The organism is Luteolibacter yonseiensis (assembly GCF_016595465.1).
Taxonomy (GTDB): domain Bacteria; phylum Verrucomicrobiota; class Verrucomicrobiia; order Verrucomicrobiales; family Akkermansiaceae; genus Luteolibacter; species Luteolibacter yonseiensis.
Window position 1 is genome coordinate 29,113 of sequence record NZ_JAENIK010000005.1, and the last position, 22,212, is coordinate 51,324.

Here is a 22,212-nt window from a genome sequence, read left to right on the forward strand (position 1 = left end):
CGGATGGGGGCGACGGGGGTGGTTTTTATTTCGGGGGCTGATGTGCCTGCGGCATGGATGGTGTCCCACAGGGCTTTGTCCTTGCCGGCGGAGTCGATGGTTTTTTCGGCGTAGGCGACGAGGTTCCCTGTTTCGTCGAGGGCGTTGAAGATGATCCGGTCCTTGTTTTCGCCGTAGAGGTGGTAGGATTCGTAGTAGCCCCGCCGGCCATCCCTCACTCCGGGCCTGACGGTGGGGACGTGGATGGTGGCGAGGCCGAGGTTTTTGATTCCGGAGCCGGTGGTTTTCCGGTAGAGCATCCAGCCGTCGTTGGCGCTGAGGTCGGGGCGGCTTACGAAGATTTCGTCGGTGCCGTCGCCGTCGATGTCGAACTCGAAGTATTGGAGGTCGGCATGGATGCTTTCCGGTGTGGTCTCGGGCGTCTGGAAGTTGTCGGTGACGGAGATGGCGAAATTTTCGAGCGCCTCGTCGAGTGCGGTGGCGGCGTGGGAGCCGGCGGTGGTGAGCAGCAGCAGGATCAGGGGGAGTGCCGATGCTTTCATGGGCCATGATGTGGCATGGTTGCGGCGGCTTGGGCGAGGTTTTAACGCCTGGTTTTTTACGATGGCGTGAGTCGTGAAGGGACGGGATCGAACGTGGAGCGGTGCGCCACGGATGCCGTCCCTTCAGGACTCCGGTAATGGTGGGGATATTTCCCGGGGCTGCGCGGTGCTTGCCCCGGGCTGTCTCATTCCGCACCGTTGGTGCTGGAGGATGCCGGTGGAGCGCCAATCCATGGTTAGGCTTTCCATAGTTCGGCTTGTGAAATGGAGGAAAGTCAGGGGCAATGTCCCGGGAAAAGGGCCCGAGTATCACGGAGTCCTGAGGGGACGTGGTCGAGGGAGAAGCGTCGCGCCACGGATGCCGTCCCTTCAGGACTCCGGTAAATGGTGGGGACATTTCCCGGGGCTGCGCGGTGCTTGCCCCGGGCTGTCTCATTCCGCACCTTTGGTGCTGGAGGATGGAAGATGGAAGATGGAAGAGGGGCGGGCGTGTCAGGCTTCCCGGCTTTGGGGGATGCGGGCGGTGACCTTGATTTCGAATTGGAAGCCGGCGAGCCAGTTCACGCCGACGGCGGTGATGTTCGGGGCGGGATCGCGGAAGAATTTTTTGAGTTCTTCGAGGGCGAAGCCGACGCTGGCTTCGGGATCGATGAGGTAGAGGGTGACGTCGACGACGTCGTCGGAGTTGCAGGCGGCGGCTTCGAGCACGCCCTGGAGGTTGGCGAAGGCGAGGCGGATCTGGGCCTGGAGGTCGGGTTCGGGAGTGCCGTCCTGCAGGGCTCCGACCATGCCGGAGACGAAGAGGAGGTCGCCGGAGCGGATGGCGGGCGAGTAGCCGTGCTCACGGTAGAGGGTGTGCGGGTGTTCGGGGAAGATGGCTTGGCGGGTGCTCATGGTGTTGGCGTTTGGTGGGGTGGACAGCCATTCCGGATAACTCATTTTTCTCCGGCCGCAAGGGGAGTTTGATGATCGATGAGGGGAAGGGTTGATGGTTGAGAGTTGATGGTTGATGGAAAGAGAGGAGGAAGATCGCGAGGAGAGGTGTCGGGTGGGCGGTGGGTTGTGGAAGAGAAGATTTTACCGCAAAGGTGCGAAGGGAAGGATCGATGAGAGATGAGGGTGAGCGATGATCGATGATCGATGGGTGACAGAGGGGGGAATCGAAACGCGGAGGACGCGGAGTGCGGGGAGGAAGAAGCGGAGGGAGAGTCGGCGGGAGAGTCGGAGGGAGAGCGGTGAGCGAAGAAGAGTTGATGGTTGGTGGAAAGAGGGGAGGAGGATGGACAGGATGTCCACGGCACGTTGCTGTCAGGATGAGCGCGCTGCTTTTTGCCGCTGGTGGGGGCGTCGTTCGGACGGGGGGCGGTTGGAGGCCGCCGCGGCGTGGGGCGACGGGGGATCGCCGCCACACCGGGTGACGGGCGTTACAGTTGGCCGGGGGTGCGGGCTGCGGCCCAGGCGATGGCGTCGGCTCCGGCGGGGAGGAAGGCGGGGGCGCCGGGGTCGGTGACGGAGGTCCAGACGGCTTCGGCGACGTCGGTGGCATGGGTGACGGGGTCGGTGGATTCTTCCCAGGCGGTGAAGATTTTTTGTGCCATTCCGGCGTATTCGTCGGGGATGCCGAGCATTTGGGCGCGGGCGTTTTCACCGAAGCGGGTGCCGGGGGCGTAGCCGGGGAGGACGAGGGTGGCGCGGATGCCGAAGGGCTGGAGCTCGAGGGCGAGGGACCGGGTGAAGGCGTTCACGGCGGCCTTGCTGGCGGTGTAGATGGAGAGCAGGAGGAGGGGTCTGAGGGTGACGGTGGAGGTGACGTTGACGATGACTCCGGCGCGGCGTTCGCGGAATTGGGGGATGACGGCCTGGGTGACGGCCATGGTGCCGAAGGTGTTGGTCTCGAAGATTTCGCGGATTTTTTCGAGCGGGGTTCCTTCGAGGGAGTTGAGGAAGCCGATGCCGGCGTTGTTGACGAGGGCGTCGATGGGGCCGGCTTGTTCGACGGCGGCGCGGATGCTTGCGGCGTTGGTGACATCCAGCGGCAGGATGCGGAGGTGTTCGGAGCGCGGGAGGGCGTCCTCGTCGGGCACGCGCATGGTGGCGACGACCTTCCAGCCGCGTGCGAGGAAGTGGCTGGCGATTTCCTGGCCGAAGCCGGAGGAGCATCCGGTGATGAGTATGGTTTTCATGTGGGTTGGTCTGTTTTGGGGTGAGGGGTGAGCTGCTGTCACCAGGGTTAGTAGAAGTGATATTACGAGACTGTCAAGTTTCGGAACGAATAAGTTTCGTAATTGTGTTTTCAGGCGGCAGGCGGATGTTTTTTACATTCCCATCCGGTGGGGGTCTGGGGCAGGGTCGGGGCTGGAGCACGAAGGGGCGATATGAGGAAACCAGCGAAAAAGCAGACGGCGGCGGTGGCGGCGGGCGGGGTGAAGCCGGCGAAGGCGCTCGGGCGGAAGCGGGATCCGGAGCGGGACGGGGATTTCCTGGAGGCGACGCTGCACATCCTGGCGGAGGCGGGCTTCGACAGCATGACGATGGATCTGGTGGCGGCGCGGGTGAAGGCGGGGAAGGCGACGCTTTACCGGCGGTGGGAGTCGAAGGAACTGCTGGTGCGTGACGCGCTGATCAGCATGAGCCGGAACTCGATCGAGGTGGACCAGCTGCCGGATACGGGAAACCTGAGGGACGACCTGCTGGCGGTGGTGAAGCCGCATTCGCTGGAGTACAGCGAGCGGAAGCTCAAGGTGCTGGCGGGGCTGGGATCGTTCACGACGCAGCACCAGAAGTCATACGACGAGGCGCTGGCGGGGATCTTCGGGCCGTGGATCGAGGTGAACACGGCGCTGATGAAGCGGGCGGTGGAGCGCGGGGAACTGCCGGAGGGCGCGGACATCGCGGCGGCGTGCGAGGTGATCGTCTCGATGACGGCGTTCCGGACGAGCATCGAGCGGAGACAGTTCGACCGGGAGAGTTATGTGAGGCTGCTGGATATCCTGATTCCCGGGTTGAAGGGGGGATGAGGCTTGGAAGAAGATTTACCGCAAAGTCGCGAAGAGCGCGAAGGGGCGCAAAGGAAAGTGGGCGAAGGCGAGGGAAGATGTGCGGAGCAGGCCGCCTCTTTTCTCCTGCCTGCCATCATTCCTCATGTCGGCGGAATGGGGAGATCATGAGACTACGGTATGGCTCAGGGCGGGGGAGCATTGATGTATTCCATCCGTTTCCAATTCGCTTCGATGCCTTTGCTCCGGGCATATTCCTCGAAGCGGAAATCCGGCATCGACAGGTCCGCCGCCGTTCCTTCCCAGATCGATTCGCATTCGCGACAGAGCACGAACATTTTCGACTCCAGATCGGGCAAGCGGACCAAGTTCAATCCGCTTTGCCCACAACATGGACAGTCCAGATCCGGCGGATCTCCGATTTTGATTTCAATTTTCATGGCACCGGATTTGTTGGCAGGACCCCACATTCATCACGCCGGTAGTGCCGGGGGCAAGACGATACGGATTTTTTGGCCGGGCGAGGGGGGGCGTGAGGGCGGTGGGGTTTTCCGTGGAGCGGGCCGCCGGGACGGAGCCGGTCATTCTTTTTCGGGGTCGGTTTCCTGGTAGCCGAAGCTGGTGCCTTTGAGGGATGCGAGGTTGCGGGAGCCGGGTTTCTGGTTGAGCCATGAGGTCATGGTGATGGCGGATTCCCCGACCTGGGTGTCTCCGTCGACCTCGAGGACCAGGCGTCCGTAGCTGCCGTCCGGGAATTTGACGAAGTAGCGGCCGGATTTGATTCTTTTCCATTTATCCTGGGGCTGGCTGGCGCGTGCCTCGAGGTGGATGGTTTCCTTGTATCCCTGTTCGGGGGCTTCGAACATGATGGAGTCTCCGCTCCAGAGGAAGCCTCCGCCGGGGATGGCGGCGTCCAGGCTCCAGTCGAAGCGCATTCCATAGCCTCCGTCGGGAAGGGTGAGGCAGTCGCTCTTGAAGCGGAATTCGATGGCGTGGGGACCCTCGCCGTTTTCCGAGTCGAGGGAGATCCTGCGTGGTGTGCCGTCGATGGGAAGCTTCCAGCGGGTTTCCTTGGTATAGGACATGGGCTCGGGCGTGCCGATGTCATGAAGGACGAGGGCGAGCGGGGTGGCGGGATTACTGTAGCGTTTTCCGGGGGCGGCGCCGTCCGCATACTCCACCATGGATGAGGAGGCGGGTCCCGAGAGGGGTGGAATCCGCAGGTAGCCTTCCTTGCTGGCCTTCACTCCCATGGAGACGCCGTTCAATCCCGTGACGGAGAATTTTCCGTCGGCATCGGTCACCAGGGTGACCTTGGTTTCCGACGAGGATCCGTCCGCCAGCGGACTGCTGACGGGAGTCAGTTCGATCTTCGCTCCCGGCACGGGAGCGCCGTGTTGGTCCGTGACGATTCCGTAGAGTTCGATAGGGGTGCTGAAGGCGTCCAGCAGGGACTGGACCGGACCGTTTCCCATCGCGACCGCGTGGCTGGGAGAGCGGCCGGCGGGAAGCCGGCTTTCGTGAGATCCGGGTTTGTCGTCGGTCCGGCAGTAGCGGACGAGCAGGATGACAAGCAGCGCTCCTGCTCCGATCTTGTAGAGGTGGGATTTCTTGAATTCCGCCATGGTCATTTGGCCTCGAGTTTGATGACCAGTTTCTCCCAGAACAAGCTGGTGGATTGGTAATTCCACTGCCATTCGGCGCTGTGGGTGCTGCCGAACCCGCCGTGGGCGACGCCTTCGCCCCAGTCGTCCATATTCTGATGGGCGAAGACGGCTCCCCGGGTCCTGAGGTCGGAACCCGCGGTGCGTGTCAGGGATTTGGTGACGAAGCCGAAGGCTTCGGCAACGTTGGTCACCTCCACTTTCGTGGGTCCCGTGTCTCTCGTCATTTTGTAGGGGAAGCTCCCGGTCGGCGCGGCCCGGTATGAGTAGCCGTGGATGAGGTCCGGTTTGTAGAGGTGGTTGTTGGCCACCCAATTGCCGAGGGCGCTGTCGTTGGGCAGACCGAAGTTGAAGAAGTTCGGCGCTCCGGCCACGTTGTGGAATTTGTCCTTGAGGCCGTAGGTGTCGCGGAAGGTTGGCGACGGGTCAAGGTCCGGACACTCCTGGGCGGAGCCGGATGGAAATATATAACCGAGGAACTCCGAGGTTCCCGGATCATACCTCAGGGCGGTATTGTTGTCGTATGCCATGGCGCTCATCGCGGCATTGCACATGGAGTAGTTCTTGACCTGCATTCCGGCCCTGAGTGCGGAACCCACGACCACGTTGCCCATGCTGTGGGCGAATATGCACCTCCGTGCGGGGTAGGGCAGGCCATTGACAAACTGGGCCATCGCGGGACCACAGAGCCATGCCCGGTATTCGCTGGGGTTGTAGGTGAGCACGCCGTCGGCTCCGGAGAAGGTGGCCCAGCGGAAGGCATAGAAGTCTCCCTTGAATCCCTGGTGCCAGAGGCGCTTGAAGGAGGTCTGGGAGTTCTGCATGGAGTAGTTGTAGGTGTTGTTCCAGCCGTGGACGTAGACCATGGAGACGGGTTCCGCATCCGGGTCGGGGGAATAGGGCCAGTTGTAGGGATCCCATGTCCAGGTTTGGGCCGGAGGGTTGGTGCTCACCCAGGGTTGGGGGATCTGCTCGGCCTCGTTCTGGATGCGGGCACGGCGGTACATGTTCCGGACGTCGAGCAGATTGATCCATGTGCCGGCGCTTTCTCCGATCTTGGTGCCGTTCTTGTTCATGACGACCATGGCGAGTTTGCCGAGACCCACCGATTCTCCCTCGAAGATGAAGTTCGCGGTGCTGTCGCTCCGGTGGCTCCAGAAGGAGGGCGGGATCTGGACGAGTCCGTCGCTTGAGGTGAAGCAGGCTTCCGAGCGTTGTCTTGTCGCGGCGGTGCCGTTGTTGAGGTAGGACAGGCTTCCCCAAGGATCCTGGTTCGGCCAGACCTTGATCCGTGGTTTTCCGGATTTGATTTCGGTGAACTTGAGGCCCACCTTGATTTCGCCGCTTACCAGATCCCTGGTGCTGAAGCCGGTGTTGAGGTTGAGACGGGTGAAGTCCTCGAGGTCCCTGTTGGTCTTGATCTGGTTGTCGAGCCAGTCACGGTCGTTGGTCCCGAACTCCGGATCCTCGCTGTCCTCGTCTTCGTCATTGTCGTTGTTGATCCAGAAGCGGAAGGGTTTGGCGACGGTGGCCTTGCTCTCGTCATAGCTGAGGTAACCGTCGCGGTTGGTGTCGACATTGGGGCCTCCGAGGCGGCTGCCGCTGATCCTTACCTGGACAACTTCGTTCTCCCCGGCCTCGGCGACCTTGTAGATGGTCCGTGTCTCACCCGCCGGGACGATGATGATTTCGATGCTGTTGGTGACGCCGATTTCGGTATCCATGTCCGGAGTGCGGGTCCTGGCGATGTAAACGACCTCCGGGTTGGTCTTGGATGCGGTGACTTCGATCTTGATGTCCTCGACGTCCTCGTATGGGCCGGTATATCCCTTGGAAAAGATGCGGCCAGTGATGAGCTGGTCGAGGTGGGTGGGCTCATAGGCCTGGGCCGGCCATGGAAGGGAGTTGAAGTTCCGCGCCAGATAGGAACGGACGTCCGAAATCCGTTCCTCATGGGTGAGCGGCCGGCCGAGGACGATCTTGTGTTCGTATCCGGTGCTGGTATGGGATTGTTCGTCGTCCTTGGAGGCGTCGTTGTTGATCCAGGTCGGGAAGTTGTCGAAATAGGGAGACCAGGAGGATGGAGGATCGGTTTTGGTGGTTTCCTGTCCTGCGGAGGGGGTGTTTCCCCAGACTTCGGTGGTGGTGGTGGTGCCTTGCGCCGTGGCTGTCTTGAGGGCGGCTGTGGTCTTGGATTTGAGATAGCCGCCGCTGCCGCTCGGCGGGGTCTTGAGTTCCCAGCTCTCGTTGTGATGTCCCCATGTGGAGACCGTCTCTTCCCAGTGGATAGTCGCTTCGTGTTGGTAGAATCCCGGCATTTCGAAGGTGGTGATGTCCGATTCCCCGGGTTCCGTCACCGTCCACTGGGATTCCTTGGTATAGTTGTAGTCTTCCGATTCGGTGTCGTTGTCAGTGTCCGTGTCGTCGCCGGAGTCATAGATCTTGGTTTCCGTCTTCTTGAGGTAGCAGACGGGGACTTCCGCGATGACATTCGGATCGTAGTTGGGTGCGGTCGTGGGATCATACAGTCCCGGGTAGCCCGAGGAATGGTAGGCGGATGCGCGGCGAAGCTTGACGGAGTATTTGGGGGTGTCTCCGGCCTGGTTGCCGGAGCCGGCGTTCTGGCCGCTTCCGTGGGAGTTCTGGTAGTCCTCGACCATGTTGAGGCCGTATTGGGTGTTGCCGGAGGAGGGGTTGACGTTGGTGAGGAGGGTGGGGGTCTGGCCGCTGGTGTAGAGCCACTGGGCGTAGTTTTTCTCCCAGTCGTCCGGGATGCCGTCGGCATCGGTGTCGGTGTTGGGGATGAGCTGGACGATGCCCAGGGCGGAATAGCTGTGGGAGCTGATGATGCCGCCGGAGGAGATGTGGATGGGCAGGAGAGCGCTCGCGCTGGTGGAATGGATGGTGGCGAAGGGCACTGTGGCGGCGGTGGCGGGATCGCTGCCGGCGGGGTAGACGGGGAGGGTGGCGAGGGTGGTGTAGGCTCCGTCGGCCTCGATCTTGAATGGCTCGGGGCCATCGCCGAGCATCCGGCCGTTTTCGGATGATACGGTCAACACGTATTCATTTGTCATCCCGGTGTAGCGGGCTTTCCTGATGCTGTTGGTGGCGAAGCTGGCGACGTGGGGGGTGGTTACGAGGTTCGCGGTGCCGGTGGGATCCGGGAGGTTTCTATTGTAGGTGACTTCTCCCTTGTCATCCACTGCGATGAAGCTGATTTCGTAGGGTCCGGAGTCGCCGGTGCTGACGCGGAGGGTCTGGGTGGTGGTGCCGTCGGAGAGGACCAGGTCCGAGTCGTATGTGGTGGTTCCGGAGGCGGTGACCGGCGTGATGACGAGGGCGACGGCCTGGCCTTTGTTATTGATGGCCACCCAGTCATAGTTACCGCTCAGGGTGCCCTTGTAGGTGCCGTTCTGCGACAGGATCACCTGGTCGAGGGCGGCTTGGAAGATACGGGCATTCCCGGTGGGGGAGGCGATGGTGGTGGGGAGGAGATCATCGCCGGGTGCCAGGTGCTGGTCGAGGATGAGGTCGTCCACGATGTCTGCGAGAGATATGCGGGCGTCCGCAGTGTTCAGCCTGTCCGGGATGAGGAGGTAGTCGACCTGGGAGTTTCCGGCCACGGTGTGGGTGCGGATGGCGAAGGCGTTCACGACGCCGCCGCCGGCGTTGCGGTTGTCCACGTCTTCGGTGATCTCGTGGTAAACACTGCTTGAGTCGTAGTAGTATGAAAAACCGCCCGGAGGAAGGGGGGTGAGAGTGGGGGTGGAGCCTTCCTGCGCGCCACCGACGAGGGTGGCCGCGCCGGCAAGGGTGGTTTTCAGGAATGATCCGTCGTCCGCGAAGGATTTGGAGTATTCGCCGCCGAGGAGGGGGAGCTGGCGGATGAGGTAGTTGTTGACGGGGCTGGTGGATATTTTGGATTCGTCGAGGTTGGAGACGTGGTCTCCGTCGTTGTCGAGAGCGGCGTCGGAAGGATCAAGGGGGAGCAGTCCCCAGCGGACTTCCCATCCGTCCTGCATGCCGTCGCCATCGGTGTCCGGGTCGTTGACGAGGGTTCCGTTCTGGTATTCGGCGGTGTCGGAGAGGCCGTCGCCGTCGGTGTCGCCGGTGTTGGCGGAGAAGGGGTTGAGGCCGTTCTCGGTTTCGTAGGTGTCCGGAATGCCGTCGCCGTCGGTGTCGCGGTCCGGGGTGAGGAGGAGGTGGGCGGTGGTGCCGTTCCTGGTGGCGTTCACGTGGAGGGCGCCGTTCTGGTTGGCGGAGATGATCCTGGTGAAGGCGTGGCCGGAGGAGACGGGAACGATCTGGCCGAGGGGGTATGCCTTGCCGCGGCGCCAGAGGGTGGAGACGGGCCGGAGTTGGGAGGAGGTGGTGACTTCTCCGTAGAGTTCGCCGGAATCGAGGACTTTCTGGATGGTGCAGGCGTATTCGGGATTGCCGACGGCCTTGAGGACCCAGGCGGAGGTGGTGGTGTTGTAGGAGGCGGTGAAGGGCTGGTTCCGGATCACGCCATTGACGGAGGTTTCGGAAGTCCCGGCGACCAGTCCGGATGGGGAGACCGCGCCGACGGAGGCGGTGGTGCCGCCGGAAAGGGTGCCGAGGTTGACGGCCACTCCGTCGCTTTTCCAGATGACGGCGCGGGCGGGGTTGGAGGAGACGGTGGTGGTGCCGGCGATGACGGGGTCCGTGCTGTTCGAGATGCCGACGGCGGTGGCTCCCGACGACCCGGAAAGGTTGAGGAGGAGGGTGGTGGTGACGGCGGTGCCGGCGGTGTTGAGCTTCCAGAGGATGACGCGTTTTTGTCCGGAGATGGTGGCGTTCACGGCGACGTGGCCGTGGTCGGTGAGATAGGGTACGGCCGTGGAGGAGATGGAGGCACCGGTGGGGAGGGGCAGGATGACCGGCGGGGAGATGACGCCGTTTTCAGGCATTTTCCAAATGACCCACTGGCGGAGGCTGGTGTTGCTGGTGGGGGCGCGGCTCCCGGCGGCGTATTTGCCGGAGGGGGAGAGCGACCATTTGCCGACGATGCCGAAGAGGTCGTTGGCGTTCGCGGCACCGGACATGATGACGGGATAGGCGGTGGGGGAGGACCAGTAGAGGATGCTCCGGGGACTGGTGGGGGCGAGGCCGAGGGCGGCTCCGTTCACGCCCTGGGCGATGGCTGTGGTGGCGATGGTGGTGGAGTTTCCCAGGACGTTTCCTTTGTAGAGGGTGTAGGTGCCTTGCCCGGCTCCGCGCTGGACGTCCCATACGGCGGGCACGCTGGCGTTGTTCGATGCCCTGCCCCGGAGGTAGAGGGAGTCGCCGGGGGTGGAGGCGACGGGTTCCTCGCCGAGGACGCCGGAGTAGAGGGAGACGGTGGCCGGATCCGGGAAGGGGCCGAGCTCGCGGACGCGGTAGAAGGGGGCACCCTGTGGATCGGTGTTCAGGCGGAATTCCTGGAGGTTGGTGTAGCCGTCGCGGTCGTAGTCGAGGGCGGCGTCGGCGGGATTGTTGTAGTCGAGGCCGTTGGCGATTTCCCAGATGTTGGGCATGCCGTCGCCGTCGGTGTCGATGCCGTCGCGGACGTCGATTGTCTGGCCGTTGTTGGGGTCGATGACGGGGGCGGCGTTCGGGTCGGAGCGGAGGTAGAATTCGGCGAGGTTGCTGGTGCCGTCTCCGTCGGTGTCGAGGTGGCCGTCATTGACGGCGGGGTTCAGGTTGTAGAAGGCTTCCCAGTCGTCGGGGATGCCGTCGCCGTCGGTGTCGTCTGCGGGGATGATGGTCTGGAGGATCTTGCTGGTTTTCTGGATGATGAGCAGGCCGTTGTCGCAGATTTTTGTTTTCTGAGGGTTGGTCGATCCGGCGGGCAGGAGCTTGGTGAGGGGCGCGATGACGGAGTCCGACCAGAGGTGGGTGGCGATGCCGGAATAGCCGAGGAGCATCTGCGGGTCGTTGGACATGCCGACGACTTGTTGGGAGGAGTTGGTGAGGTGGTAATCTCCATTGTAGAAGAAGGCTCCGGTGGGCGTGTCCTCGTAGTAGTAGTGGTCGGTGCCGCCGGTGGAGTAGTTGTGGTTCACGGTCTCGTTGGCGAGGGTGAAGGTGTAGGCTCCGCCGAACTCGCCCCAGTCATTCAGGGCGATGGGGGCGCCCACGGATGATTTCACGGCGTACCAGCTGCGGTCGTCTCCGTAGTAGTATTGGTTCCAATAGATCAGGCCGGTGGCGGTGTCCCGTCTGTAGAGTTGTTCGAAGCCGCCGATCATGGCTGAGCCGTACTGCATGATGGTGCTGGTCTGTCCGTATGCGTCATAGGAGTAGTAGGGCTCCCAGGGGTCTACGGAATAGCCGTTCTCGTCGTAGTAATCGTCGGGATAGGTGAAGGTGGGGATGGGCTGCCACTGGATGGATGACTCGGGCACATCCGGCATGTTGATCAGCCTGTTGTTCACGACATCGGCGGTGACGGGGGTGGAGAGGTGGAAGTAGCCGCCGGGGAGGGCGAGGAAGGTATGCCGGAGGCCGGTGAGGGGGTTGACGATGGTGCCGACGTATTCGCCGAAGTCATTGACATCGACATAGACGGGAGAGGTCCATGTGCCAGCGTTGGTGGGGGGGGTGAGGGGATTGATGGGGACCTGCTTGGGGTCCGCCGGTTTCAGGTCGGTGCTGGTGGGGGAGCCGGTGGTGTAGAGGAGGTGGCCGGTGTCGCTGATGCGGCGGGGGAAGGCGGATGTGGGAGGGGTGGCGGTGGGGTTGATGAAGAATTGTTTGGACTCGCCGCCGTCGGGGTGGGACGGGGAGGGTGTCCAGATGAAGCCCTTGGTGCCGCCGGTGGTGAGGTAGCCGACGACCTGGCCGCGTGAGTTCACGTCGGTGGCGGTGAGGACGGAGGTTGACGCCACGCTGGCGGGAGGCACGACCCATGTCCACCGGCCGGTGGCGGGTGAGTAGGTGTAAACGCGGGTGCTGGAGGTAGTGGCGTCGGAGCGGACCCCGACGACCCTTACGAGGCTGGTGCCGTTTTTGGCGGCGTCGATGAGGGTGATGGTGCTGATGGTGGTGTAGCCCTGGGGATCGGGGATGGTGGCGACCTCGTAGGTGCCGAGGGGCTTGCCGTAGAGTCCGCCGGGTCTGACGGAGAGCTCGTATTCCTGTTTGGCGGTGAGTCCGTCGAAGTCGAAGTCGCTGGCGGCATCCGCGGGGTTGTTAGGCTTGTGGGCGTTTGCGGTTTCCCATGTGTTGGGGATGCCGTCCCCATCCGAGTCCGTGGAGGTGACGGGGTCGGTCGGCGGAGGGTTGACGCGTGAGGGGGCGGGTTGTTCTCCCCAGCCGTTTCCACGGAAGGCCGCCGTCTTGGCACTGGCGTTTTCGTGCAGATAGATGATGCCCAGGGAAAGGAGCAGCGCTGCGACGGTTCCGGAAAGGAACGCGTGGAACATACGGACCGGAAGACAATTCATGGCTTTTTCAGGACGTGGTTGGGGAGGGTTCGGGACAAAGGGCCGGCGGTCCATGCACCTCTAACAGCATGGAGGCGTGCGACGCGGATTCATCCGAGGTCTGCTTAACTAGACGAGCAGACTTGGCCGTCGAGGAAATTCATCGAATATTTTCAAGGAGGGGGGCGCATGGCGGGATTGCGTTTTTTTACATGTGAGGATTGTGATGGTTTATGGTTTCAATTTTCTTGTTGTTAGTTGGTTGTGGTGTTTTTTGGCGGCTGTTTCATTGGCGGTGAATTGCGGAAATACTTCCGAAATGATACAATCGGTTGTTGGGGAGGGGGAGCCGCCGGTGGAAGGGAAGATCCCCCGCGGATATGTGATTGATATCCACAGGAGGATGGCTTGGAATCCAACATGCCAAGGGTCCCCGCTGTTGTTTCGGTTTTGATCATCCTGCCTGCGACGCTCTGGTGCGGCTATTGCTCGTGGCACTTCACCGCGTTTTTCCATGGCGAGTTGATCCATCAGACTCAGATGGCCTTCGGGGATGGAGGCATTCCGGCAGGGGAGCGGTTGTCGTCGTATGTGGTCTGGATTCCTTTCGCGCTGTTTTTGATCGCGTCGGTCTGGATCAACCTGCGCCTGCTGCTGCGGGCATTGCCGCAGGGACCGAGGTGACCGGTGGGAGAGGGGTGCTCTGGAATGTGCTCGGGAAGAGGAGGAACCCACCGGAGATAGGAATCCGGGATTCCATGGCCATGCCGGTGGGGCGGCCGCGATGGACGGCAGGCAGGTCCGGGCCATTGGTCCCTCCGGTGTGGGATCAGGCCGATTGATTCATGCACTCCACCTTGTGCCAATCCGCTTCGATGCCTTTGCTCCGGGCATATTCCTCGAAGCGGAAATCCGGCATCGACAGGTCCGCCGCCGCTCCTTCCCAGATCGATTCGCATTCGCGACAGAGCACGAAGAGAAGAGGATCTGCCGCGGAGGTGAGAAAGGGGAATGATCTATGAGAGATGATCTATGAGAGATGATCTATGAGAGATGAGAGGCGATCAGAGGAAGAGGAGATTTGGCGCGGAGGGGTGGGGAGAAGTCGAGAGGGGGGGGACGAGGGGGGCGGGGCGGTTGGAAACCGCCGCCATGGTGGGTGGCGACCGATGACCGCCGCCGCGGTCGGGTATCAGGGGATGGTGATTTGCAAGGGGGTGTCCAGGTTGGCGGGGACGGTGACTTCGACTTCGTCGTAGCGATCCTGGCCATTCTGGAGGGGACTGTGGACTCCGAGACGGTAGATGCCGGGTTGGACGTTTTCTATTTTGAACCGGCCGCTGTCGCGCGACCCGCCGATATAGACCCAGTTGTTGTTTTTCCCCGACAGGACGAACGACCGGACCGCCTTCTCCCGGAAAACAACGCCGGCGGGCCAGGTGATCTCCCCGGTGCAGCTCACTCCTCCTGATTTCGCATCCGGCACCACCTGGGATACGTCAAGAACCTGTCCGGTCGCCAATGTGACCGTCTGGAATTTTCCGAAGCCGGATCTCATGAAAACCGACAGGTAGAGGGGAACCCCTTCCGGGACGTTTGTCAGGGTGAACTTTCCTTCGCTGTCGAGTCTGGCGATTCTTTGCGCGGCATAGGCTTCGCCCACGGCTTTGGTGTGGTCGAGCCTGGTGCCTTCTCCGGGGGCGATGATTCCAACCGAGACCGTACCGGTGGCGACGAGGGTCTGGCCATCGACGACCTGTTGCAGGGTGCCTTTGATCTCGGCGGAACATGCCAGGTCGTAGGCCATCAGGAAACAGCATGCGGGAAGCAGAAGTTTTTTCATATGATCGGTTTGATTTATTGGCAGCATGAGCCGATTTGCCAGGACTCGTTGAAGTTGTTTTCCAGATCCTGAATTTTAAGATCCACAATGAAGTCCTTGATCAAGGTGATGAATTCGTCGGGAACCACCCCCAGCATACCCGCTCCCGGTCCCGCCAGGATCCTGTCGATCTCACTGCTGCGGACTCCCCTGAGAGAAGTCTGCTTCAGCACCTCCTTGTCGGTCCCGCAAGGGCATCCGTACCTCCCCCATCCCTCTCCCCTGACCTTGTTCTCAATCTGTTCGAATTTCGGAAACGCCTTGTTGAGGATCACATCCGGCAACAACCACAGGTGGCCTCCGACGGCATTCTCCAGGGCGAGCGCGTCTGTCGCGGCCTTGTCCCACTCGCTTCCCGGCTTGCCGATCTGTTCTCCCAAGGTCCCGATGATCAGCCGGTTCGTGCCCTGGGTCGCGGCGGGGTCGTTGAGCGTGTACTCCGGATCGGTGGTGTGATCCCTGGAGTTCCGCGCGACCAGCGAGACGATTTCCTGCGAGACCTCGTGGAGCATGAGTCCCATCAGGAGTTCGGAGAGGGATCCCTTGAGCTTGCTTCCCGCGCCGGTGGGCATCACCTTCAGCTTGAAGAGGGCGTTTCTGACCGCCGGGTCATCCACCAGGAATCTGAGAGGGGGAGACTCGATGACCTTGGCCTGTCCCTGGTAGATGACCAGATGGGCCGTCATGTCGAAGCCAGGCAGGCCGAGAGGTTTCCAATCCGGGATGTCGGCATTGGGATTCATCGAGACGACCTGGATCTCGCTGGATGGGGTGATGGTTTTCGAGAACTGCTCCTGGTTCAACACTTTGTAAACGACCTTGCCTTGGAATCCCGTCAATTCGGGAAACCGGACACTGACATCGAACGTGTCTCCGTTGCCGTAATAGACGCATCCGTCGCTTCCGATGGCGGGGTACTGGTGGAAGGCCATTCCCTGGGCGGCTTTCTCGGCGCAGCATTTCGGGCGTGGCTTGGTATCGAAGCCATCTCCTCCGGTATAGTTCCTGAACTCGACGTTGAGGTATTCGATTTCGATGTCGACCCATTTGTATCCGCCGGGATCGGCCCTCGCGATGACGGTTTGCGCCTGTCCGGCGGGGACGTTGACGATTTCCTGTGTTTTCAAGAGGGGGAGGTTGTAGCCATGGTTCCCACCTGTCGTATTGTAGAATTTCCGGGTGATCACGATCATCTCGGGCTTGGTCTTGGCCGCGGCGATCCGGATCTTGACTTCATCGATGTGCGCATGCGAATCGGACAAGAAGTAATGCTGTGTGATTCCGCCCGAGAAGAAGGAGCTGTAGGTGTCGAGGGAGCTGGTGACGGACGCCTCTGTCGGCCAAGGCACCGAAGCGATGTCGGTTTTCACGAATCCGAGGACTTTCGAGTCGTAGGTTTCCTGTTCGATCTTCTGGGTGAGGGCGACGGAATATTCGATCTTCTCGGCGCCGTTCGTGAGAGTTCTGGACTGGCCGGCGTCTTTCGACGGGTCCGTCCTGTTGAACAACCCGTAGAAGGACATGATGGGGAAGGTGCTGAACTCGGGATCCCATGGCACCGGCGTCGAGGACGAGGAGGTGCCGTTTTTATAGGTGTTGGTCGTGATGTGGGTGCCGGGGGAATCCACCAGCTTGCTTCCCTTCTTGACGGTTGACACGACAGAGGTGGACGACCAACTGCCTGTGTTCTTGTAGGTCAACGAGTCGGTTTCGTCCGCGCTGACGGTTTTCGCCACGGTCTTGCCGAAACTGTTGTGGCGGGAAAACGATGCTTTCCATGATTCATCCGTGTCGGTTTTCGTCAGCATGGTGGGATCCGTGAAGGTCACTGTTTCCGTGTCCTCGATGTAGTAATCATAGTCGGTCGTGCTGGTGGATATGTCGGTCAGATTCTCCTCATCCCTGATGCGCTTCCTCTGGGCGTATCTGGAGTAATAGGCGCTTTGCGGATCATCATACAATCCGTCGTATCCCCCTGCGATGTCGCATGAGGATTTGCGGGTCATCATCGAGTAGACCGGCGCCGCGCCCTGGCTGTCGTTGACGGCGGCGTTGAAGGCACCGTCTGTTTTGGCCTTCTCGTAATCGGCCCGCATGGTCATCCCGTTTCCGGCGACATCGGCCGCCGGGTCGATCTCACCGAGCAGGACGGTTGTCTGGCCGGTGGTGAAGAGCCAGTGGGCGTAGGCTTTTTCCCAGTCGTCGGGGATGTCGTCGCCGTCGGCGCTGTTTTGCGGGATGAGGCGGAGGATGTTGGTGGCGGTGGTGGTGGTCTCCACGGTGATGGTTCCGTCGGAGGCCAGGTGGCGGGCGAAGACCTCGCGCGGGAACAGCGAGGCGAGGGGGGCGGGCGTCGCTGTCGGACCGGTTTTCACCATCGTGGCGGCGATCCTGACCACGCTGCCGTCCGGGGTGACCTGGTAGGGGGCCGGGCCGGTGCCGAGCAGGCGTGAGTTGAAGGTGGAGGGACCGGAGACGGTTTCCGGGCCGAGATTGGGCTGTTTGACACGGGTCACGGAGCCGTTGGCCTTGAACAGGTAGTATTCCTGGTAGGTTCTTCCGAGCGAATCTTCCTTCGGGCGGCTGATGAGGGCGTTTCCGTCGGACGAGTAGCCGAGAATGGAGACGGTGGAGGCATCGAGGGGGATGTTCAGGACGTAGGCTTGGCCGTCCTTGAACTGGTGGATCTCGGGAACGTTGTAGCCGGGATTTCCGCCTTGGGGCGGCACGGTGCGGAGCATGAAGGCGATGGCGTCGCCGTTGTTGTTGACCTTCGACCAGTTGGTGGTTTCCGGGAGTTTGCCGACGAACGTGCCCGCCTCGTTGAGGAGGAAGAATTCGCCGGAGGCGCTGCGGTGGAGACGGCGCGTGCCGGATGGGGAGACGGAGACGGGCGTGGGGTCCAGCGTGTCTCCCGTGGCCAGGGCGGGCTCCAGAAGCGGGACATGGTTGCCTTGTCCGTCATCCTGGCCGTTGTCGACCATGAAGGCGCGCAGACCGCTTTCGACGGCCGACCATGGTTTCCAGCCGGCTTCGGAGGTGATGGTGGTGGCATCCGGCAGAAGGAAGCGGGTGACCACCGTGGTTTGGTCCTCCCCGGCGTAGGTGGTGGCGGTCCTGATGACGGAACCGTGGACCTTGCCTGTTTGGGGATCAAGATGGTAGGTCGGGCGTTCGACCGTGTAGGAGATCGGTTCGGAGGAGGGGTTGTTGAGGCCGTAGTCGCGGTAGGGAACGGGGAGCGTGGTCCGGGACGGGCTGCCTCCCGGTGCCGGGGGCTTGGTCAGGTAGTATTGCGTCGTGGTGGAGAAGACCTCGTTCCATGAGGAGTCGCTCTCGAAGATGTAGACGGGTTCGGAACGCTCGATGATTCTGCCGCTGTCATCGGCGTCGGAATAGGTGCCGTCGCCGGGTACGGGATCGCGGGTTTCGATCCGGTAGATGCCGGTGGGGATTGTGCCGATGTTGAATTCCTGCCGGTTGGTGACGAGGTCTCCATCGGGGTCGAGGTTGGCATCCGAAGGGTCGAGAGGAAGGAGCCCCCAGGTGGTTTCCCAGCCGTCGCTCATGCCGTCGCCGTCGGAGTCGGTGTTACGGATCTGGGTTCCATTCTGATATTCGTCGAGGTCGGAGAGTCCGTCGCCATCGGTGTCGGCATCCGGGCTGTTTTTGACGAATGGATTGAGGTCGTTCTCGGTTTCGACGGCGTCGGGAAGGCCGTCGCCGTCGGTGTCCCTGTCCGGTGTGAGCAGGAGGTAATGGCTGGCGCCATTCCTCATGGCCTCGACGAGGAGGGTGCCGTTTTGGTTCGCGGAGAGGATCCTGGTGAGGGAGTAGCCGGAAGAGACCGGAAGGATCTTGTCCAGGCGGAATGTCTTGCCGCGGCGCCAGAGCGTGGGGACATATTTGCTCTCCACATCATTGTTGGCACGGCGCTCGCCATACATTTCGCCGGTGGCGGTGAGTTGCTGGATGGTGAACTCATAACTTGGAACATCGAGGCCCTTCATGCTCCACGTGGAAGTGGCGGGGTTGAAGGTGGCGACGAAAGGCTGGTTTTTGGCGTAGCCATCGACCACAACGTGGGAGTAGCCACCGACCACACCATCCGGAGAAATCGCGCCGGCGTAGGCATAGGTTCCACCGGGGAGGGTGCCGAGGTTGGTGACGGTGCCGTCGCTTTTCCAGACGACCGCGCGGCCGGACCCTGTGGTGGGGGAGCCGGCGACCACGGGGTCCGCGTTGTTGGAGATGCCGACGGCTTTCGCCGAGTAACTGCCGGAGATGTTCGCGAGGATGGTGGTGCTGGCGACCGCGGTGGCGGTGGAGTTGAGTTTCCAGAGGATGACGCGGTCGTATCCATTGATGAGGGCGTTGGCGGCGATGTGGCCGTGGTCGGTGAGGAAGAAGGGAACGGCGGCGTTGATGGCGGAGTTGGCGGGCTCGGGCAGGACGACGGGTTTGTAGGTCTGGCCGTTTTCCGGCATTTTCCAGGCGATCAGCTCGCGGGCGTTGAGGTTGCTGGCGGGGATGCGCTTGCCGACGGCGAATTTTCCGCCGGGGGAGAGCTGGGCCTTGTTGAGGAGGCTTGAGATGTTGTTCGCGTTGGCGGCGCCTGACAAGGTGACGGGGTAGGCGGTGGGAGAGGACCAGTACCAGAAGGTCTTGGTGCCGCCGGTGCCCGACATCCCCAGGGCGGAGCCATTCGGGGCGTGGGCCATGGCGGTGGTGTTCACCGTGGTGGGATTTCCCTGCACGTTGCCTTTGTAAAGTTCCAGCGTTCCTCCGGCCGCCCCTTGTGGGACGGTCCAGGCGGATGGCTGGCTGATGGAATTTTCGTTCGTCACCCTGAGGTAGACCGAGTCGCTGGTGGTGGCGGCGGGGGCCTGGCCGAGGACGGCGGAGGTCAGGGCGGCCGATGTGGCCGGGAAGGGGCCGAGCTCGCGGATGCGGTAGGACGGGGCACCCTGGGGATCGGTGTTGAGGCGGAATTCCTGGAGGTTGGTGTAGCCGTCGTGGTCGTAGTCGAGAAGGGCGTCGGTGGAGTCGTTGTAGTCGAGGCCGTTGGCGAGTTCCCAGGTGTTGGGGATGCCGTCGCCGTCGGTGTCGATACCATCGCGGGTGTCGATTGTCTGGCCGTTTTCCGGGTCGATGACGGGTGGGTGGTTCGGGTCGGTGCGGAGGTAGAATTCGCCGAGGTTGGTGGTGCCGTCTCCGTCGGCGTCGAGGTGGCCGTCCTTGACGGCGGGATCGGAGCCGTAGAAGGCTTCCCAGTCGTCGGGCATGCCGTCGCCGTCGGTGTCGTCGTCGGGGATGAGGATCTGGAGGACGGTGGCGGTCTTTTGCAGGATCAGCACGCCGTTGTCGCAGATCTTGGTCTTGAGTGGGGCGGTGGATCCGGCGGGGAGGAGTTTGAGGATGGGTGCGTTGACGGAACCCGACCAGAGGTGGGTGGCGGTGCCGGTGGTGCCGAGCAGCACCTGTGGATCATTGGAGATGCCGAGCACATGGGGGAAGCCGGCCTTGAGATGGTAGTCTCCGTTGTAAAGGAAGGCACCGGATCCGCTGTCCTGAGCGAAGTTGTAGTAGCCCCAGATGTCGTGGATGTATTCCTCGGTGACAGTGTAGAGGTATTTGCCGGCGTATTCGCCCCAGTCGTTCAACGCGGTGCTGTTGGAGGTGGTCTCGTAGGTCTGCGACTGCCATTCATCGAGCCAGACGGTGTTTTCCTCATCACCCGGCAGCGCCCAGGCGATGTAGCCGGTGTCCAGGCTCTTGCGGATGGGGCGCGTGATGCCGTCAACCTCGGCGGTTCCGTAGTGGTAGACGAAGTATTCGGGGTATTCGGCGTAGGGGTCGACGGGGTTTCCGGATTCGTCGAAGAAGTCGTCCGGATAGACGAAGACGGGCATCTCGGTCCACTCGATGGTGGACATGTCCAGGTGCGGCTCGTCGATGACGCGGTTGTCGACGAGGTTGCCGGTCCAGACGGGCGAGATGTCGATGCGTCCGCTTGGAAGGGCGAGGAAGGGTTGCTGGCGTGCGGTGAGCGGATTCCAAACATCACCGACGTATTCGCCGAAGTCGTTGACGTCCACGTAATTGACGACGTTCGTGCTTGAGGCCAGGGCGGCGATGGGGACCTGATCGGGACCGGCCGCCCGCAGTTCGTCGCTTGACGGCGAGCCGGTGGAGTAGAGGAGGTAGCCGGTGTCGCCGATGCGGCGGGGGAAGGCGGCGGTGGATGAGGTGGCCGTGGGGTTGAGGAAGAATTGCACGGATTGGCCGCCGGAAGGAGAGGACGGGGTCCAGAGGAAGCCCTTGTTTCCACTATGGATGTAGTAGCCGACCACCTGTCCGCGGGAGTTGACGTCGAGACCGGTCAACTGGGTGTCCGCGGGGATGCCGGCAGGAGGGGTGACCCGGGTCCACTGTTTGGTGGCGGGAAGGTAGGTGTGGAGGTTGACGCTGGAAGCGCTTGAGTCCGAGCGGACCCCGACGACGCTGACGAGGGTCATGCCGTTTTTGGCGGTCTCCACCAGCGTGACGGAGGTGAGGACCGTGTAATCGGGAGGATTGGGGATGGTGGCGAGTTCGTAAGTGCCGAGAGGGTTTCCCTGCCGGCCTCCGGTATCGACGGAGAGGTCGTATTCCTGTTTGGCGGTGAGGCCGTCGAAGTCGAAGTCGCTGGAGGCGTCGGCGGCGTTGTTGGGGTTGTGGCTGTTGGCGGTTTCCCATGTGTTGGGGATGCCGTCTCCGTCGGAATCCGTGGAGGTGACCGGGAAGGGAGGTGTCGCCACGGCGGATGGAGCCGGAGGTCCGCCCAGGCCGTTGCCGCGGAAGTTCGCCGTCTGGGCATGGGCGTCCTCGTGAACGTAGAGGATGCCGAGGGACAGGAGGACGGCTGCGACGGTGCCGGTGACGAAGGCGTGGAAGATGCGTACGGGGAGGCAGTTCATGATGTTGGACGGCGTGTTTCGGGCGCGCGTGAAAGGATGGCGGAGACGGTTAGAAAGATCGGGCGCGGACGGATGCCATGCGGCGATGGTCCGGCATGGCGGTGTCGGCGACATGCTCTAACTAACGAAACGGAATGTTCCGTCCAGACAATTTGATATAAAATTCCGAAGTGTGGAAATGATATCGAAATCGCGTGAAATCGGGAGGATACGACAGGGTCTAACATCCGGAATGCCATGTCTAACAGATTGATTTGTAGATGATTCCGGCGGCTGCCGGGCGGATGGCGGCCGGTGTGGTGCCGATGATGGCGGGGTGACCGGCTATTGTTTCATATTATGTGTGTGGGTTTAATTTTATTTGGTGTCTGTTTCGTCACAATGGAGGGATTGAAAACGGTGCCGGAGGCCGGGTTGTCGCGGGTGGGATGGCGTTCCATATGGGTGGAGGATGGTATTGATATATCGTTAGATATGTATTTCTGGAAACGGGCGCCCTGTTGGGATTTTGATCCCGGGGTTGAAGGGGGGATGATCGACGAGGGATGATCGACGAGGGATGAGCGTGATCGATGATCGATGAATGGCAGAGGGGGAGGGAATCCATGTCGGGTCGCATATCCGATTGAGATTCCCAAGAAGATGACTGAGAATCCGGCATGCCCGGGTCTGTTGTTTTTGATGGCGTCGGTCCGGGCGAACTTCCGCCTGCTGCTGCGGGTGTTTCCGCGGCGAGGGGGTG

The 22,212-nt window shown here is 61.9% G+C and carries 11 protein-coding genes; 2 read left to right on the plus strand and 9 right to left on the minus strand.

Translation table 11 applies throughout. From position 1 onward, the window contains the following. The 3 genes from JIN84_RS05645 to JIN84_RS05655 all read right to left on the minus strand — a co-directional run. Positions 1–542: hypothetical protein (locus JIN84_RS05645; protein WP_200350054.1), on the minus strand; the 542-nt coding region annotated here is incomplete at its 3' end. A gap of 492 nt (positions 543–1,034) precedes the next feature. Further along, complete coding sequence (locus tag JIN84_RS05650) at positions 1,035–1,436, minus strand: RidA family protein (RefSeq protein WP_200350055.1); 402 nt, start codon at positions 1,434–1,436, stop codon at positions 1,035–1,037. A gap of 530 nt (positions 1,437–1,966) precedes the next feature. Next, entirely contained in the window at positions 1,967–2,725 is a 759-nt protein-coding gene (locus JIN84_RS05655) for an SDR family oxidoreductase (RefSeq protein WP_200350056.1), read from the minus strand. Positions 2,726–2,917: 192 nt separating this feature from the next. Here JIN84_RS05655 and JIN84_RS05660 point away from each other — a divergent pair, with 192 nt between their 5' ends. Further along, positions 2,918–3,559, plus strand: coding sequence for a TetR/AcrR family transcriptional regulator (locus JIN84_RS05660; RefSeq protein WP_200350057.1), 642 nt, complete (start codon positions 2,918–2,920; stop codon positions 3,557–3,559). Between the two features lie 164 nt (positions 3,560–3,723). On the opposite strand, the gene JIN84_RS05665 is transcribed toward JIN84_RS05660, so the two are convergent. The 3 genes from JIN84_RS05665 to JIN84_RS05675 form a co-directional block, all read right to left on the minus strand. Further along, the gene (locus JIN84_RS05665) at positions 3,724–3,978 is read right to left on the minus strand and encodes a hypothetical protein (RefSeq protein ID WP_200350058.1); all 255 of its coding nucleotides are present in this window, start codon (positions 3,976–3,978) and stop codon (positions 3,724–3,726) included. Positions 3,979–4,119: 141 nt separating this feature from the next. Beyond that, complete coding sequence (locus JIN84_RS05670) at positions 4,120–5,163, minus strand: carboxypeptidase-like regulatory domain-containing protein (protein WP_200350059.1); 1,044 nt, start codon at positions 5,161–5,163, stop codon at positions 4,120–4,122. Positions 5,164–5,165: 2 nt separating this feature from the next. Next, entirely contained in the window at positions 5,166–12,650 is a 7,485-nt protein-coding gene (locus JIN84_RS05675) for a hypothetical protein (RefSeq protein WP_234043233.1), read from the minus strand. A 399-nt stretch (positions 12,651–13,049) separates the two neighbouring features. Here JIN84_RS05675 and JIN84_RS05680 point away from each other — a divergent pair, with 399 nt between their 5' ends. Further along, entirely contained in the window at positions 13,050–13,313 is a 264-nt protein-coding gene (locus JIN84_RS05680; RefSeq protein WP_200350061.1) for a hypothetical protein, read from the plus strand. A 145-nt stretch (positions 13,314–13,458) separates the two neighbouring features. Here the strand turns inward: JIN84_RS05680 and JIN84_RS05685 are convergent, their stop codons facing one another. The 3 genes from JIN84_RS05685 to JIN84_RS05695 form a co-directional block, all read right to left on the minus strand. Beyond that, positions 13,459–13,602, minus strand: coding sequence for a hypothetical protein (locus JIN84_RS05685; RefSeq protein WP_200350062.1), 144 nt, complete (start codon positions 13,600–13,602; stop codon positions 13,459–13,461). Positions 13,603–13,821: 219 nt separating this feature from the next. Further along, a complete protein-coding gene (locus JIN84_RS05690; RefSeq protein WP_200350063.1) occupies positions 13,822–14,472 on the minus strand; it encodes a hypothetical protein in 651 nt (216 codons plus the stop codon). Positions 14,473–14,486: 14 nt separating this feature from the next. Beyond that, positions 14,487–21,470, minus strand: a complete 6,984-nt coding sequence (locus JIN84_RS05695) for a hypothetical protein (RefSeq protein ID WP_200350064.1) — start codon at positions 21,468–21,470, stop codon at positions 14,487–14,489. Positions 21,471–22,212 lie beyond the last annotated feature (742 nt).